The sequence below is a fragment of the Microvirga vignae genome, assembly GCF_001017175.1.
Lineage (GTDB): Bacteria > Pseudomonadota > Alphaproteobacteria > Rhizobiales > Beijerinckiaceae > Microvirga > Microvirga vignae.
Map to the genome: position 1 here is coordinate 223405 of NZ_LCYG01000016.1, position 15102 is coordinate 238506.

The 15102-nt window shown below is 62.4% G+C and carries 10 protein-coding genes; 5 read left to right on the forward strand and 5 right to left on the reverse strand.

Annotated elements, in window-relative coordinates:
* Window positions 1-13: 13 nt before the first annotated feature.
* Entirely contained in the window at window positions 14-916 is a 903-nt protein-coding gene (locus tag AA309_RS05945; protein WP_047188047.1) for an MBL fold metallo-hydrolase, read from the reverse strand.
* A 93-nt stretch (window positions 917-1009) separates the two neighbouring features.
* Window positions 1010-3529 (reverse strand): ABC transporter ATP-binding protein, encoded by a 2520-nt coding sequence (locus tag AA309_RS05950; RefSeq protein ID WP_047188048.1) that lies wholly within the window; start codon window positions 3527-3529, stop codon window positions 1010-1012.
* Window positions 3530-3697: 168 nt separating this feature from the next.
* Here AA309_RS05950 and AA309_RS05955 point away from each other — a divergent pair, with 168 nt between their 5' ends.
* Complete coding sequence (locus AA309_RS05955; protein ID WP_052954504.1) at window positions 3698-4252, forward strand: hypothetical protein; 555 nt, start codon at window positions 3698-3700, stop codon at window positions 4250-4252.
* A gap of 66 nt (window positions 4253-4318) precedes the next feature.
* Window positions 4319-4816, forward strand: a complete 498-nt coding sequence (locus tag AA309_RS05960) for an MmcB family DNA repair protein (RefSeq protein ID WP_150117405.1) — start codon at window positions 4319-4321, stop codon at window positions 4814-4816.
* A 3-nt stretch (window positions 4817-4819) separates the two neighbouring features.
* On the opposite strand, the gene AA309_RS05965 is transcribed toward AA309_RS05960, so the two are convergent.
* Both AA309_RS05965 and AA309_RS05970 read right to left on the reverse strand, forming a co-directional pair.
* A complete protein-coding gene (locus AA309_RS05965) occupies window positions 4820-5377 on the reverse strand; it encodes an ActR/PrrA/RegA family redox response regulator transcription factor (RefSeq protein ID WP_150117406.1) in 558 nt (185 codons plus the stop codon).
* 81 nt (window positions 5378-5458) lie between these two features.
* Complete coding sequence (locus tag AA309_RS05970) at window positions 5459-6814, reverse strand: ActS/PrrB/RegB family redox-sensitive histidine kinase (RefSeq protein WP_047188051.1); 1356 nt, start codon at window positions 6812-6814, stop codon at window positions 5459-5461.
* A gap of 234 nt (window positions 6815-7048) precedes the next feature.
* Between AA309_RS05970 and AA309_RS05975 the strand changes: the two genes are divergently transcribed.
* The 3 genes from AA309_RS05975 (at window position 7049) to AA309_RS05985 (ending at window position 10818) form a co-directional block, all read left to right on the forward strand.
* The gene (locus AA309_RS05975) at window positions 7049-8290 is read left to right on the forward strand and encodes a polyhydroxyalkanoate depolymerase (RefSeq protein WP_047188052.1); all 1242 of its coding nucleotides are present in this window, start codon (window positions 7049-7051) and stop codon (window positions 8288-8290) included.
* 97 nt (window positions 8291-8387) lie between these two features.
* Entirely contained in the window at window positions 8388-9131 is a 744-nt protein-coding gene (locus AA309_RS05980) for a M48 family metallopeptidase (protein WP_047188216.1), read from the forward strand.
* 490 nt (window positions 9132-9621) lie between these two features.
* Window positions 9622-10818, forward strand: coding sequence for a multidrug effflux MFS transporter (locus AA309_RS05985; RefSeq protein WP_047188053.1), 1197 nt, complete (start codon window positions 9622-9624; stop codon window positions 10816-10818).
* A gap of 141 nt (window positions 10819-10959) precedes the next feature.
* On the opposite strand, the gene AA309_RS37185 is transcribed toward AA309_RS05985, so the two are convergent.
* Window positions 10960-14973, reverse strand: a complete 4014-nt coding sequence (locus AA309_RS37185; RefSeq protein WP_047188054.1) for a calcium-binding protein — start codon at window positions 14971-14973, stop codon at window positions 10960-10962.
* Between the last annotated feature and the right edge of the window lie 129 nt (window positions 14974-15102).

The window sequence follows — 15102 nt, forward strand, 5'->3', positions numbered from 1 at the left end:
GCCGGGCAATGCTCTAGACGGCGGGCACCTTAGCGGCCTTGGGCCAATCCGCAACCGCCTCTTGGCCGGAGGCGTCCAGGATGATGGATTGCCGCTCGCGGGCCACGAAGGCTGTTGGCATCACGGCCTTCATCTCGGCTTCCATGGCGCGGATGAAGGCGTCGTCATGCCCCGGATAGAGATGGAAAATGGCCAGAGCCTTCACGCCAGCGGCCTTGGCGAGATCCACGCCCTTCTCCCATGTGGAATGGCCCCAGCCCCGGCAGCGCGGATACTCGGCCTCGGAGAACATGCCGTCATAGATCATGAGATCGGCATCGTGCACGAAATCGGCGAGAGCCTTATCCGGCCACGCTTCGCTGTGCTCCACGTCGCTGATGTAGCAGACGCTGCGATTCCCGTGCTGGAAGCGGTAGCCCGTAGCGCCCCCCGGATGGTTCAGGGAATGGGTTCCGATGCGGGCGCCGTCGTCGAAGGTCAGGGTGTCGCCCGCCTTGAACCCCACATGCTCGAACCGGGCCGGGAACTGGCCGAGGCGCACCGGAAAGAGCGGGGGCGAGAACAGCTTGTCGAGGGAAACCATGGCGCTTTCGCCATCGAGATTGCCGCAATAGGTGCGCACCAAGCGCTCTTTGGTGAGGGCCGGCTTGAAGAAGGCCAAGCCGCCCACATGATCGAGGTGAAGGTGACTGAAGAGGATGTCGATGGTGTCAGGGACATCCTCGCCGAGTGCGCTGCCCAACGCCGAAATGCCCGTTCCGGCATCTACGATGAAGAGACGTTTCCCGCAGCGGATCTCGACACAGGCCGTATGACCGCCGAATTCCATGAACTGAGGGCCGGATGCGCAGGTGGAGCCGCGGATACCCCAGAAGCGGACCTGTAGCTCGTCAGAAGATGCAACTCGGCTTACCATCGCTGGATCATGCCCAACCGAAAACCCCATATCTGTGCGATACCGCACATGATCAGATGACCCCAGGCGCCGCCGAATGGCAAGTGCGGCCTTTCATGCACTTAAGGCCTCCGGCTGTCGCATGCGGGGAACCATCACGGGTTCGCCCCGCTCGAAACGGATAACGGCGTCGAAGGGCGGATGATCCATGGCGGGAGAAACCGAAGGCGTGACGACGACGAGCCCACGCCCGACCATGGAGCGGCGAAGTGCGGCCACCAGCCTGTCCGCGGCCGGACCCGGCAGGCCGTCGAGCGCCCGTTGAACCACGAGAATGCTCGGCCGGCGCACGAGGCAGCGCACCAGATCGACAGCCGCGATTTCGGTGAGGCTGAGATCATCGCCCTGAGGATCGATGGGCAGGTCGAGCCCGATGCGGGAGACTTCACCATCAAGGCCCCGCTCGGTGAGCACGTGTCGGATGACACCCTGCACAGCCTCCGCCGCGCCGGCCTGATCGGCGGCAATGCGCCCGAAGAGCAGGTTGTCCTGCACGCTCGCGGCCGAGCAGAAGAGCGCCTGATCGTAGAACTCGATGGAAGGTTTGAGGCTCACCGGCAGCATGCGGGCGAAATCCGCCCGCGCGGTCAGAATGCGCCCTGCGAGCGCCTCATCGAGGAACCCCAAGCGGTGGCGGCTTTCATTATAGCGGAGCGCGAGGCCAATCAGGCGCTCCTGATCGCGTCCGGGACGGCGCTGACCGCTTTGGCGCTCCACGAGATCCTGGAAATAGGCGCGGTCGGCAGCCGAGAAGAACGAGAAGCGCTCGAAGAGAGGATGCCCATCCGGGATATCGGCAAAAATCTCGATCATGCTCGATGCGATGGACAGGCCGATCTGGCGCAAGATCTTGGTGAGGTCGTTAGCCTCGAGAACGGCCCGCACGTAAGGATGCGCGGAAAGCCTGTCCTCCTGGAACGTGTCGCCGACCGGCTTTCCGAACAGCAGGTTTTCGCCGATCGTGGCGTAGCGGTTGTAGCGAGCGGCATCGAACGGATCGACGAAACGGTCGAGCTGCTCCCGGGCCAGTGCCGCCTGTACGAGGCGGCGGGCCTCCACGATAGCCGCTGCAATCGCGGGTTCTTTTTGAGGATCGAGTGTGCCGGACAGGCCGCGCGCATGGGTGAGGCGGTCGAGGCTCGTGACGGCGATGGCTTCCGAGAGCCGATGCTCGAGCTCTTCTGCCGGAGCCCGGCAGCCATAGAGCAGGTTCTCCTTCAGGCTGCCTTCGATCAGCACCGTCTCGCCGGCAAAGGCGATGCGCTGGCTGCGCTCGAAAGGGTTGGCCTCAACCAGATCCACGCCGCCATAGGCGATGCGGCCGACGGAAGGGTGAATCTGGCCGCTCACGAGGGCGGCGAGCAGACGGGGGCCGGAATCGCCATCGCCCACGAGAGCGACATGGGAGGGGAAGGCGAGGCTCAGATTGACGGAAGTGATGCGCGCGCCGCTCGCCGGGTCATAGGCCGAGACGCCCTGCGCCACGAGGGCACCGTTCTCGGGAAGGGACGCCTTTCCCTTCTTGATATCGCGCGGCTTAAGCGCGGAAAGGCTCCGCGCCACATCGGTGAGCAAAGCGCGAGCCCGCGAAGCCATGCGGTGCCACTGCACGAGCTCGCGCACGCCGTAAGCCGCAAGCGCGGAGGCGAGAGCGCAGGCCGCCACCATGCCTGCCGTCAACGGACGGGACCCGGCGAACCATGCACCAAACGCCAGCACCGCGATGGGTGCGAGCATCAGCACGATGGCAGCGGTGGAATCGACGAGTGCCAGACGGTATTCGCGCCGCGCGACGGGGCGATGGCCTTCGATGAGCAGATTGTGCACCCGGTCCCGCTCATAAAACCCCGTGCCATGGGCGCGCATGGCCGGGATGCGGTGTTCGAGATCGGCCAGAATGCTTTCGGCGCTCTCGCCTTCCTTGCGGCGTGCAGCCGTCGCATCAAACCGCAGCAACGCGCGGCGAGCATTCAGGATGGCGCCGACGCTTAAGGTCACAGCGAGGCTGGCACCAAGATACCAGTCCATCACGAGCACATAGGCAAACGCCAATCCGATCATGCCGCCGAGCTTGACCGGAACGAACAGGCTCAAGCCCAGCACCGAGTTCTCGCGGGCAAGCCCATGGGCTGCGAGCGCGGTCGCCGTCGAGAGATCGTCTTGAGCCGAAGGCGGTGCCTTGAGGATGGCTTCGAGGGCCAAGGCGCGAAGCTTGGCCAGAGCCCGCGAGCCAATGCTGACCGCGATTCCATCGACGGGAATCAGCAGCAGCGCAATCAGGACAGGAACAAGCAGGATGCCGCCGACGGAGGCAAGCGTGAAGGTTTCCGGGCTGAGCGCGACGCCTGAAAACAGCACGAGCGATTCCGGCCAGAGGCTTGCGGGCGGGGTGAGGACGATGCGGAGCAGGGCGGGCGGGTCGGAAGCTCCCCCTGCAACGGCCCGGTCCACGACGATGCGGATCAGTTCGAGCCCGACGAGCAGGCAGAAGCCGGCCAACGCCAGAAGACAAAATCCGAAGACATGGCGAATCCGAGAGGTCTTCCACGCCAGGCGCAACGGGTCGCGCTCCATGCCACCTCCCTCGACAGCTTTCTCATGGGTTGAGCTTTCGGGGTGAAACTAGCGAAGCCGATGCCTTCCGACCAGCCCAAACTCTGCAATTGGCCCCTCGCCGCTCCCGCCTTTGCGCCTATCTCACCCTTCCTACAGCATGTCCAGAGAGGGTGATCGGGCTCCATTATGTCGTCGTCCCTGCCGGTCGATCCGGTTTTCCAGCTCATCCTCGAAACTCCCGGCCGCACGCCCTCTTCTGCGCTGCCGAGCCGTTTGAAGCGTCTCTTCAAGGAGCTGGCCGATGTCGATCCCGTCAGGCCGGTCGAGGAGATCGAGGACCAGATCTGGGCACTCTGGAGCTCTCACGAGGATCGGCTGGCGGAAGAAACCCTGGCAGCGGCAATTGAGGCCATCGCTTCGGGAGAATTGCAGAAGGCCAGGCCGCTTCTCGATCACCTCGTCATCAAGCATCCCGATTGGGCGGAGGCCTGGAACAAGCGCGCGACGCTCGCTTATATCGAGAAGCGCGATGCCGACAGCCTCTTCGATATTGCTCAGACCTTGAGGCTTGAGCCCCGCCATTTCGGCGCAATTTCCGGCTTCGGCAATGTGTGCTTGCGTCATGGGCATCTCAACGAAGCCCGCGCGGCTTTCCAGATCGCTCTTTCCATCAATCCACATCTGGAAGAGCTGCGTGATATGCTTGAAAACCTCTCACCGCACAACCTGATGCTGCACTAAAAGCATCGGCGCACGCGCGACATTCCTGCCGTTGCACACATGAGCGGAGAGGCTAGTCTGCTTTTCATGTCCGATTCGTCTGCAGCCCGTCTTTCCAACATCATTCTTCCCACCGATGGAAGGCAATCGCCGGTCGCCGCCGGAATTCAGCGTGGCGTACGCCGGCTATTTGCCGAGCTCGGTCATGTGACCCTGCCGGAATTCACGCTCGCCAATGGCAGGCGCGCCGATCTCATCGCGCTGGCGCCAGACGGCATTCTGACCATCATCGAGATCAAGTCGAGCGTTGCGGATTTCCGGGCCGACCGGAAATGGCCGGATTACGAGGATTTCTGCGATCGGTTCTATTTCGCCGTGCCGGAAACGGTACCCTTCGATATTCTGCCGGAAGATCGCGGGCTCATCATTGCAGACAGTTTCGGCGCAGCGGTGATGCGCGAGTCTGCGCATCACCCGCTTGCCGGCGCGCGCCGCAAGGCGGTGACGCTACGCTTTGCACATGCGGCGGCATCGGCTCTGCATGCGTTGGCCGATCCGGACAGGATTGCGGATGGACGCCTGTAAGAATTAGCGCGGAGCGCGCTTGGCGAGGATGCGCTGCAACGTGCGGCGATGCATATTGAGCCGGCGTGCGGTTTCCGAGACGTTGCGGCCGCACAATTCATAAACCCGCTGAATGTGCTCCCAGCGCACCCGGTCCGCGGACATGGGATTTTCCGGCGGCAGCGCGCGCTCGCCCGGCTGGGCCATGAGAGCCGCATGGATCTCGTCCGCATCGGCGGGTTTGGCGAGATAGTCGAAGGCACCCATCTTCACCGCCGTCACGGCGGTTGCGATGTTGCCGTATCCGGTGAGAATGACGCCGCGCGCATCGGGGCGGCGGTTTTTCAGCCGCTCGATCACGTCGAGACCGTTGCCGTCGCCAAGGCGCATGTCGATCACGGCAAAGGCCGGGGGGCTGGTTTCGATCTCGGCGATGCCGTCGGCCACGCTTTCGGCAACGCGCACCTGATAGCCGCGGCCTTCCATGGCGCGGGCGAGACGGGTCGAGAAGGGCCGGTCGTCATCCACGATCAAGAGGCTCTTGTCGGCACGATCCTCGAACGCAACAGGCGCGTCGGCCATCAGAACTTCTCCTTGCATAACGGAACAATTCCTTCATGAAACAGGCCGATCCGGCCCATCCTCAATATGGGAATTCTTCCTCTATTCTTTGAGAGACCCCTTGGATTCTCCCTGCGGCGAAATTGCCGCACCCTTTTCAAACGCGTGACGCGGCCAAACGATCCGTGCGACCGCTCCTGTGGCAGGTGGCGCGGCATTGGTCAGAGTCAATTCGGCGCCGGAGCGTTCGATCAGCGTCTTGGCAATGAAGAGCCCCAAGCCCAGCCCTCCTCCCTCGTCATTGTCGGCTTCCGTGCGTTTCGCCGCGCTGCGGGTCGTCACATAGGGCTCTCCCACCCGCAGCAGGATATCGGGCGCGTAGCCCGGCCCGTCGTCACGGATCTCGATGAAAACCTCGTGAGGTGTCCACGAGGCCTCGATGGTGACTTGGCTGGCGGCAAAGTCGGTGGCGTTGTCGAGAATGTTGGACAGGCCATAGACGACGCCGGGATTGCGGCGGCCCACAGGCTCGGGCCCTTCGCCGCGGGCCAGGACCCGTACATCGAAACCGACGGCCCGCTGCGGCTCGACGATCTCTTCCACCAGATGGCTTAAGGAAATCGTTTCCAGGAAGCCTTCTTCTTCCTCTCCCATGGAGGTGAGTTTGGTGAGGATCGAGCGGCAGCGATCCACCTGCTCCTGCAGGAGCTTCAGATCGTCCGCCACCGGGCCGTCCTTCGGCAGGGCATGGCCAAGCTCCTTGGAGACGAGCGCGATGGTGGCCAGTGGTGTCCCCAGCTCGTGGGCTGCGGCGGCGGCGAGACCGTCGAGCTGCGAGAGATGCTGTTCACGGGCGAGAATCAATTCCGTGGCGGCCAGCGCCTGCGCGAGCTGGCGGGCCTCCTCCGCGACACGCCAAGCATAGATGCCGATAAACACCGTTCCGAGAAGGATCGCCGTCCAGATCCCCGACACGTAGAGGAAAGGCAGGCTCAAGGTTTGCCCCGGAAACCACGGCAACGGCCTGTGGGCAAGCACGAGAAAAGTAGCGGAGCCCACGGCGAGAAGGCCAAGAGCGAGAGTTCTCTCCGGAGTCAGCGCCGTCGCCGAGATCAGCACAGGCGCGAGGAAGAGCATGGCGAAGGGATTTTCCAACCCGCCCGTGAGATACAGCAACGCCGCCAGCTGCAGGATGTCGAAGCCGAGCAGAGCCGTGGCGGCATTGTCGCCGAGCCGGTGACTTGCCGGATATCGGATGCGCAGCAGCAGGTTGGTCCAGACGGAGGCAGCGATAACGAGGAAGCACAGCTCGAAGGGCAGTGGGAATCCAAGACCGAAGCGCACGCCTGCGACGGCTGATGCCTGCCCTACAATCGCGAGCCAGCGGAGCCTGACCAAGGTGTCGAGGCGCAACTGCCGGGGCGACGGTTTGAGACTATTGGCTGGGATGGCGACCATGAACGAACAGAATAGGGTTTTAAAACCGTTCGCCAAGCAACAGCATAAAGGCAGGAAGTCCTAACTTGTCGCCGGAGGATATGCTTCGAAGGAGGTAAAGCACAAGCGTTTTCGGCTACGCCGACAATGTTGTTGCAATAAGCGGAAGGAACTTTAATCTTAAAATTACGGTTGAGGATAAAGCCTACCCCGCGGTGCGGGAGAAACCAGGCGCCCGGCCTTTGGGGACATGTGATGAATTTTTCTTACTACTGGTACGATACGGCGCATTGGCTCCTAAGCCCCGCCCGCGCAGCGTCTGATATTACAAAGCTCTTCTTCGACAACCCCGGCAATCCGCTCACCAACACGCCCTACGGCCGCACCGTCTCCGCTGCCTGCGAGCTCTTCGAGCGTACCACCCGCCGCTACACGAAGCCTGAATTCGGCTTCACCACCACCACTCTTGGCAACCAGGAGGTTGCCGTTACCGAAGAGATCGTGTGGGAGCGTCCCTTCTGCCGCGTGATCTCCTTCAAGCGTGACCATGCGCTCGCCGCGAGTCAGCCTAAGCTTCTGATCGTCGCCCCCATGTCGGGCCACTACGCCACGCTGTTGCGCGGTACGGTAGAAGCCTTCCTGCCCACCCATCAGGTGATGATTACCGACTGGGCGGATGCGAGCATGGTGCCGCTCTCGGAAGGCCGCTTCGACCTTGACGATTATATCGACTATCTCAAAGCCATGTTCCGGGAGTTCGGCCCGGACCTGCACGTGATGGCCGTGTGCCAGCCGGCGGTTCCGGTGGTGGCTGCCGTTTCGCGGCTCGAGGCCGAGAACGATCCGGGCATTCCGCGCTCCATGATTCTCATGGGCGGCCCTATCGACACCCGCCGCTCGCCCACCGCCGTGAACCGGCTGGCGGAGGAGCGCGGCATCGAGTGGTTCAAGCAGCACTGCATCGCGAAGGTGCCGCCGACCCACCCGGGCTTCTGGCGCGATGTCTATCCGGGCTTCCTGCAGCTTTCCGGCTTTATGGCCATGAACATCGACCGGCACCTGACGGCCCACTGGGAGATGTTCAACCACCTCGTGGAAGGTGACGGTGATTCGGCCGAGAAGCATCGCGACTTCTATGACGAATACCTCGCCGTCATGGACCTGACCGCCGAGTTCTACCTCCAGACGGTGGAGACGGTGTTCGTGAAGCACCAGCTGCCGAAGGGCGAGATGATGCACCGGGGTCAGCCGGTGGATCTCAAGGCCATTCGCCGCTGCGCCATCATGGCGATCGAAGGCGAGAAGGACGACATTTCAGGCGTCGGCCAGACCCTGGCGACCCTGGACTTGACCCCCAATCTCCCCTCCGACAAGAAGCTCTATCACCTGCAAACCGGGGTCGGTCACTATGGCGTCTTCAACGGTTCTCGTTTCAGGGCTCAAATTGCTCCTCGAATCGTTGAATTCGTTGAGAATCACAGCCGAGAACCAGCCTGAAAGACCACGTCAAGAGCCTGAGTCTGTTCTCCATACGTTCTTAGGAGCGGCAAACGGCTGCGCTGACAGAATCGACGTGAGCGGGCAGATTGCGGACATGAAATCCGCTCTGTTCCGCCGCGTTCCTGCGGACCCACCTCATTTAAAAGTTTCCCATGAGGGCCAGACATTCAAAGTGGCCCTCAAACGGCGTCCGACGGCCAAACGGATCACGCTTCGCGTCTCCCACGCGACGGGCGAGGTCGTCCTCACCATTCCTGAGCGCACCGATGTGGGCTTGGCGCAAAAGTTCGCCGACAGCCACAGCGAGTGGATCGCAAGCCGCCTCGCCAAGGTGCCCGACCGGGTGCTGTTCGAGACGGGGGCGCTCGTTCCCTTACGCGGGGTACCCCACCGAATCGTCCATTGGTCCTCGATTCGGGGTGTCACCCAGGCGACCCGCGACGGTGCGGGCGAGCCGATTATTGCGGTAGCGGGCGACGCCGCCCATGTCGCGCGCCGGGTGCGCGATTTCCTCGAGGCTGAGGCCAAGCGCGATTTCGCGGTAGCCGTGAAGAAGCACACGGCTCAGCTCGGAATCCCCGCCAAGCGCATCACCGTGCGCGACACCAAGAGCCGCTGGGGTTCCTGCTCGGCCAATGGGGCGCTCAACTTCTCCTGGCGTCTCATCATGGCTCCGCCCTTCGTGCTGGATTACCTCGCCGCCCATGAGGTGGCTCACTTACGCGAGCTCAACCACTCCCAGCGCTTCTGGAAGATCACCTACCAGCTCTGCCCGCGCACCGATGAGGCCGAAGCCTGGCTGAAGACTTACGGCAGCGCCCTTCACCGCATCGGTTAGGACTAGAGCAGCGCATCGTCTAGAGCGAAAANNTTTTTCGCTCTAGACGATGCGCTAAGTCAGCTCGGTTCCGTCGCAAATCCGAGGCGGAAATGAGAAAGTCGCAGAGGTCGTATGATCCGCTCATGCGGCGTGTCGGTCAAACTGCTCAGCGAGCGACGGCTGTTGCTTGGCCCGGCCATCATCTCGAAGAGATGATGGCCGGCTCAGGCTATAAGCCCGAGACCACCGCACGCACAGCAGGATCACTGAGCGATCGAAATGCTTACCTTTGAACGCCTGTTCCCGCTACTGAGACCGTCATCCCAATAGCGGGAACTCTGAAACAAATGGGTCGCGACAAAGTCCCTGTCTCTCTCGCCTGGTCGCCGAAGTCACGTAGGGACGCGACGCTGAGCTTTCGTCTAAGGGATTCGCAAAGGCTCAAGCTCGTGACAGGTGGTGCTTTTCGGCTTGGTCCGAACGCCTCTGTCTCTGCTACGATCATTTCATGCTCAAGCCCGATACCCTGGCCCTCACAATCGTCTTGGCGCTGCTCACTGCGCTCGGTCCTCTCTCGACGGACATGTACCTGCCGTCATTGCCGGCAATTGCGGCGGGTCTTCAGGCGAGCAAGGCACAGACGCAGCTCACGCTGTCGGCCTTTCTCTTCGGCTTCGCGGCAGGGCAGTTCTTCTATGGGCCGATTTCCGACCGGGTCGGGCGCAAGCCCGTGCTGCTCTTCGGACTCGGGCTCTTTGCGCTGGCCAGCCTGATTTGTGCGGTGGCGCCCAGTATCGAGGTTCTGATCGCAGCGCGCTTTGTTCAGGCGCTCGGCGCTTCAGGTCCCATTGTGCTGGGCCGCGCCATCGTGCGCGACTTTTATGAGGGGCCGCGTGCGGGGCGGGAATTGTCGCGCATGGGCACGATCATGGGTGTCGTGCCGGCGCTTGCACCCGTTTTTGGCGGGCTGATCGCGCAGTTCTATGAATGGCGTGTCACTTTTGGTGTGATGCTCATCTGCGGCATTGCACTGGCCACAACAGTTCTGCTGCGCCTGCCTGAGAGCATCCGCAGGAAATCCGATGCGCCGATCTCCTTCGGCTCGATTTTGAGAGGCTTCGGGACGCTGCTGCAACATCCGGGCTATCGCACCTATGTGAGCTTTTCGATGCTCGCCTATGGCGGTCTCTTCGCTTTCATCTCCGCCTCATCCTTCGTGCTGCAGGGCGTCTATCATCTGGATGAATTGTCTTACGCCTTCTCCTTCGCCTTCATGGTCGTAGGCTACATTGGTGGCACGTTTTCCGCGCAGCATCTTGTCAGCAGATATGGCCTGGACGGCACGATCCGTTTTGGCGTGACGAGCCTTGCCATCGGCGGCGTGCTGATGGTTGCGCTCGTCGTCTCTGGCGTCTCGTCATCCCTCGCGATCACAGGCCCGATGGCGATCTACGCATTGGGCGTGGGCCTCACCATGCCGCAGGCCATGGCCTCGGCTCTCATGCCGTTTCCTGAGCGCGCGGGCGCGGCCTCGTCGTTGCTTGGCATCTGCCAGATGAGTTTTGCCGCCGTTCTCGGCATCGTGTTGGGTCGGAATCTCGGCGGCTCGGCGCTGCCGTTGCCGCTCGCCATCGCGAGCACCGGCGTGACGGCGCTGATCGTCTTCGCGGCGACAGGGCGAGTGCGACGGAGTAAGCGCGCTTGATGGGACTTCCGCGCGGACTGGCTCGTTCGACGGCCTGTCACACCTGAACGGATTCGCTCGGCGCGCAATGCCGTGCCCCTGAACGTCGCCGGAGCGGCACTCGCGAACCGCCCCGGGAGACCTGGCACAGGAAGAAATAGGTCAGATGATGTAGAAGCTGGCGTAGGTCAATGCCGGCTTGGTGCCCGAATTTGTGAGAGTGGCCATGTGGATCTGCGCGCTCCCTCCCGTTCCGTCGGCATCGTAGTAGATCTTGCCCGACGCCTGGTCGTAGATGATCCGGTCGTCCGAAGCCAGCGCCTTCGTGCCGAGGACGAAGGCGCCCGCCTTCAGCCTGCCGACATCGGCGGCCTTGAAGGCCGTGAAGGTGCTCCGGGACAGGCAGATGCGATCATAGTCCGCGATCCGGAAATCCTGGATAGAGTCGGGACCGGCTGCGGTGGGAGTGCTGCGGTCGAACAGGAATACGTCGGCTCCCTTGCCTCCGGTCAGGAGGTCTCTGCCTGCGCCGCCGCTCAGGGTGTCGTTTCCGATTCCGCCGGAAAGCGTGTCCCTGCCGCTGCCGCCACGGATCAAATCAGATCCGGCCGTCCCAATCACGTTCTCGGGATTCACATCCTGGATCTTGATCGTGAAGTCCTTCATCGTGCTCGTCGTGCCGTCGGTGACCGCGACGGTGATCTTGAAGGAGGTGAGCTGTTCGTAGTCGATTTTCGCGTTGTTCTTCACGCGCAGCTGGTTGTTGACCAGTTCCACGCGCCCGCCGCCATCGTTGAGCAAGGTGTAGGTGAGCGCGTCCTGGTCCGGATCGGTCGCGATCAGAGTGCCGATGGTCCGGCCAACAGCTGTGTGTTCAAGGACCGTGGTGTTGGAAAGCTGAACGTCGACGGGGCTCTGGTTTGCGTTCGACACGGTGATCGAAATGGTATTGGGAACTCTCCCGCCATAGCCGTCGGATGCAGAGACCCCATAGGTGAAGGTGGTGTCGCTGTTCACCTGGATCAGGGACGGATCCCTGACCTGGATGGTGCCGTCCACGATTTCGAACCGGCCGTCGGCGCTGACACGCCCGTTTGTGCCAGCGAGCGGATTCGTGAAGGTATACTCGATCGGATCGCTGTCGGCGTCCGTGGCGGAGAGGGTTCCGACGACGGTGTGGGCGGCCGATGTCTCGGAGATCGCGCTGCCGGTGAGAACCGGTGCCGTCGGAATGTGGTTTACGTCCGCCACATCGATCGTGATCGTGCTCGACGTCGTACCGCCGTGACCATCCGTGGATGTCACCGTGTAGATGAGGGTCGTGTTCTGATCGACCTGGACGAGCCTCGGATCGTTCACCACAATGGTGCCGTCGACGATCTTGAACTTGCCGTCGGCGCTGACCTGCCCATTCGTGCCGACCATGGCCCAGTCGAAGGTCAGAGTGAGCGCATCGCCGTCCGGATCGGTGGAAGTCAGCGCCCCAACGACCATGCCGGCCGTCGCTTTGTCGGAGATGTCGCCATTCGAGAGGACTGGCGCGGTCGGCGCGTGGTTGACATAGCCGGTCGCCACCGACTGCACCGTGGCGATGTTGGATGCCGAGGCCGTCGCACCGCTCGCATCCGTGATCGTGATCGAGAACGTGGTTGTCTCGACGGAGCCGCTCTCCGCAATGGGACGGTCCGTGGGATTGAACAGAAGCGCTGCGACGGCCGCCCGCGCCTGCTGGAGCGTGCCGACGAAGGTGAAAATGCCCGTGGTCGCGTCGTAGGTGCCGCCCTGGACCGGCACCAGCGCGCCCTTTTCGGCGGCGTCGAGCTGGATGGTCACGGTCAGCACATCGTTGGCATTCAGGTCGTTGACCGCCAGAAGCGTGAACGGCGAGACGAGATCCGTGTTCTCCGTATCCGCGATCGTGAAGGTCTGCGGCACGAAGGAAATCGACGGAGCACGGTTGGCGGTAACGCTCGTCACGGAGACATTCGTGTTGGGAGACGCCGTGGCGCCTTCCGCATCCGTGAGCGTGATGGTGAAGGCCGTCGTCAGCGTGTTGCCGGTAGCATCGGTAGGCCGGTCGTTCGGATCATAGACGAGGCTCCGCAGAGCGTTCTGAACCTGCTCGGCCGTCCCGGTGACCGTGTAGCGCCGCCACAATGCGTCGTAAGTGCCGATGCCGAGATTCGTCAGCTCGCCGTAGCCGTTGTTCATAGTGACGATTGCGGTGACGCTGGCGCTGTCGGCATCCGTGATCGTGATGGACGTGAAGGGACTCACGACCTCGTTGTCGGCAATCGTCAGGCTTAAGGGAGTGGCAAGCCCGCCGATTTCGGGCGCCGTGTTGTTCCCCGCGATGCTGCCGTCGCCCACGAGAACGATGTTCTCGATATTGGCGAGCTTGGTACCGTCGTAGTTGCGCACGGAGACATAGACCGTGTCGATGCCGCCGGTCGTGCCGTTGCGTTCGATGGCGACGTCGCCGAGATCGTTGATGTAGAAGATGTCGTTTCCGTCGCCGCCGATCATCGTGTCATTGCCGGCAGCGCCATCCAGGGTGTTGTCGCCGCTTCCACCTGTCAGGACGTTGTTCAGACCGTTCCCGGTCAGTGAATTCGAAGCGGAGTACAGGGCGGTCAGGTTTTCGATATTCGCCTGAAGCGAATAGTTGAGATAGGTCTCGATCGTGTCGATCCCGCCATTGGCATCCTCGACGATCTTATCGCCCAAGTCGCCGAGCACGTAATGGTCGTTGCCCTGGCCGCCGACCAGCGTATCGGTATAGCCATCGAAGCCGCCCGCGAGAGTGTCGTTCCCGTCTCCGCCGAGGAGGGAGTCCGCCCCTTCAAAGCCCAGGATTTCATCATTGCCCTGGCCGCCGATCAGGGTATTCCCGAAGAAGCTCCCCCAGATCGTGTCGTTGCCGCCGGATCCGACGAGATTCACGACCCCGCCGAATAATGTGTCCGTCGCGTTGCGTGTGCCATTGGCGTATTCGTCGACCCAGCCGTTACCCAGATCGGCCTTGATCCCCACGGACGGGCCTGTCAGGTCCTCGTAGGTGAGCACGGTGCTTGCGTTGGCCTTGATCCTGTCGTTGGTCGGATTAATGAACACGTCTGCCGCCATGGCGCCGTGTACCGTGTCCGCACCCACACTCGCGTCGATATAGGTCGAGCTGCCCGTGTAGAGAACATCATTGCCGAAACCGCCGTCGATCGTGGATGCGAATTGACCGCCACGAATGGTGTCGTTGCCCTCGCTGCCGTAAAGATACGTCACTCCCGACAAGATATCTTCACCCTGGCCGCTGACCCGACCGGTGGTAAGATTGGCGTTGATCGCCTCAAATCCGATATAGACGACGGCGCCATTGGCGAGGGTATCGTTCCCCGCTCCGCCGATCAGCGTATCGTCGTTGCCGCCGCCGGTCAGGGTGTCGTCGCCGTCGCCGCCGTCGATGTACCAGCCATTCAGGGAATCGGCTGCGTAAATCACGTCACCGGACATCGATCCGTAGACGACTTCAAGGTTCAGAAGGGTATCGAGATCGCCCCATGTGTCGGTACCGGTGAGCGACTCATAGGTCGTGCCACCGGAGATCCATGCCGAATCGCTCAGATTGAGCACGACGCCTGCCCCGCCGGTCTCTTCCTGATAGGACACGGTGTCCCAGTCTTCGCCGCCGTCGAGGGTGTCGTTTCCAGCCCCACCGATGAGCGAGTCATTATCAACTTCACCGTAGATCTCATCAGCCGCCGCACCGCCCCAGAGCGTATCGTATCCTGCGGCACCGTGAATGATGAGCGGCGTGACGCTGTCCGGATTGCCGAGCTCGTTGTCGTCGGCATTGCCATTGATGGTCGAAGCGGCCGCCGGAGCGACCGATGCCGTGAGCGTCGTCATTCTGGTTTCGTCGACCCCAGCTTTGGCCAGGGAAGTCTCGGAGACGAGTACCGAAGTGGGAACATCAAGTCCCGCGCGCCGCGTGGTTCCCGGCTCGCGGAAGGGGTCCTCTCCAGGCTTCACCGCATGCCTGGGGGACGCCTCATCGAGGGCATCTCCGATGGGATCGATCAGGGGCCGTCTGGCCTCGTCCGGTCCCATGGCGCCAGGCGCTTTGGGAGGAATCGGGATGCCAGTGCGGCTCTGGCCAAGCTTGCGGATGGATGTGGTCATGACCCGTTCCTCTCGTACGAAGGTCCCGTCGGGTCGCGCACAGAACGCGACCTCCAGTTTACGTAACGATGGATCGTAGCGTAATCATTCGCCAAGACAGCCCCTTGGACGGAGGGGGAACGACGTCAA

Bases quoted from the DNA above. Each gene is read 5' to 3' on its own strand.
- AA309_RS05950 (WP_047188048.1), bottom strand. From the start codon at position 3,529: ATGGAGCGCGACCCGTTGCGCCTGGCGTGGAAGACCTCTCGGATTCGC.
- AA309_RS05965 (WP_150117406.1), bottom strand. From the start codon at position 5,377: ATGGCCGACGCGCCTGTTGCGTTCGAGGATCGTGCCGACAAGAGCCTC.
- AA309_RS05945 (WP_047188047.1), bottom strand. From the start codon at position 916: ATGGTAAGCCGAGTTGCATCTTCTGACGAGCTACAGGTCCGCTTCTGG.
- AA309_RS37185 (WP_047188054.1), bottom strand. From the start codon at position 14,973: ATGACCACATCCATCCGCAAGCTTGGCCAGAGCCGCACTGGCATCCCG.
- AA309_RS05975 (WP_047188052.1), top strand. From the start codon at position 7,049: ATGAATTTTTCTTACTACTGGTACGATACGGCGCATTGGCTCCTAAGC.
- AA309_RS05955 (WP_052954504.1), top strand. From the start codon at position 3,698: ATGTCGTCGTCCCTGCCGGTCGATCCGGTTTTCCAGCTCATCCTCGAA.
- AA309_RS05985 (WP_047188053.1), top strand. From the start codon at position 9,622: ATGCTCAAGCCCGATACCCTGGCCCTCACAATCGTCTTGGCGCTGCTC.
- AA309_RS05970 (WP_047188051.1), bottom strand. From the start codon at position 6,814: ATGGTCGCCATCCCAGCCAATAGTCTCAAACCGTCGCCCCGGCAGTTG.
- AA309_RS05980 (WP_047188216.1), top strand. From the start codon at position 8,388: ATGAAATCCGCTCTGTTCCGCCGCGTTCCTGCGGACCCACCTCATTTA.
- AA309_RS05960 (WP_150117405.1), top strand. From the start codon at position 4,319: ATGTCCGATTCGTCTGCAGCCCGTCTTTCCAACATCATTCTTCCCACC.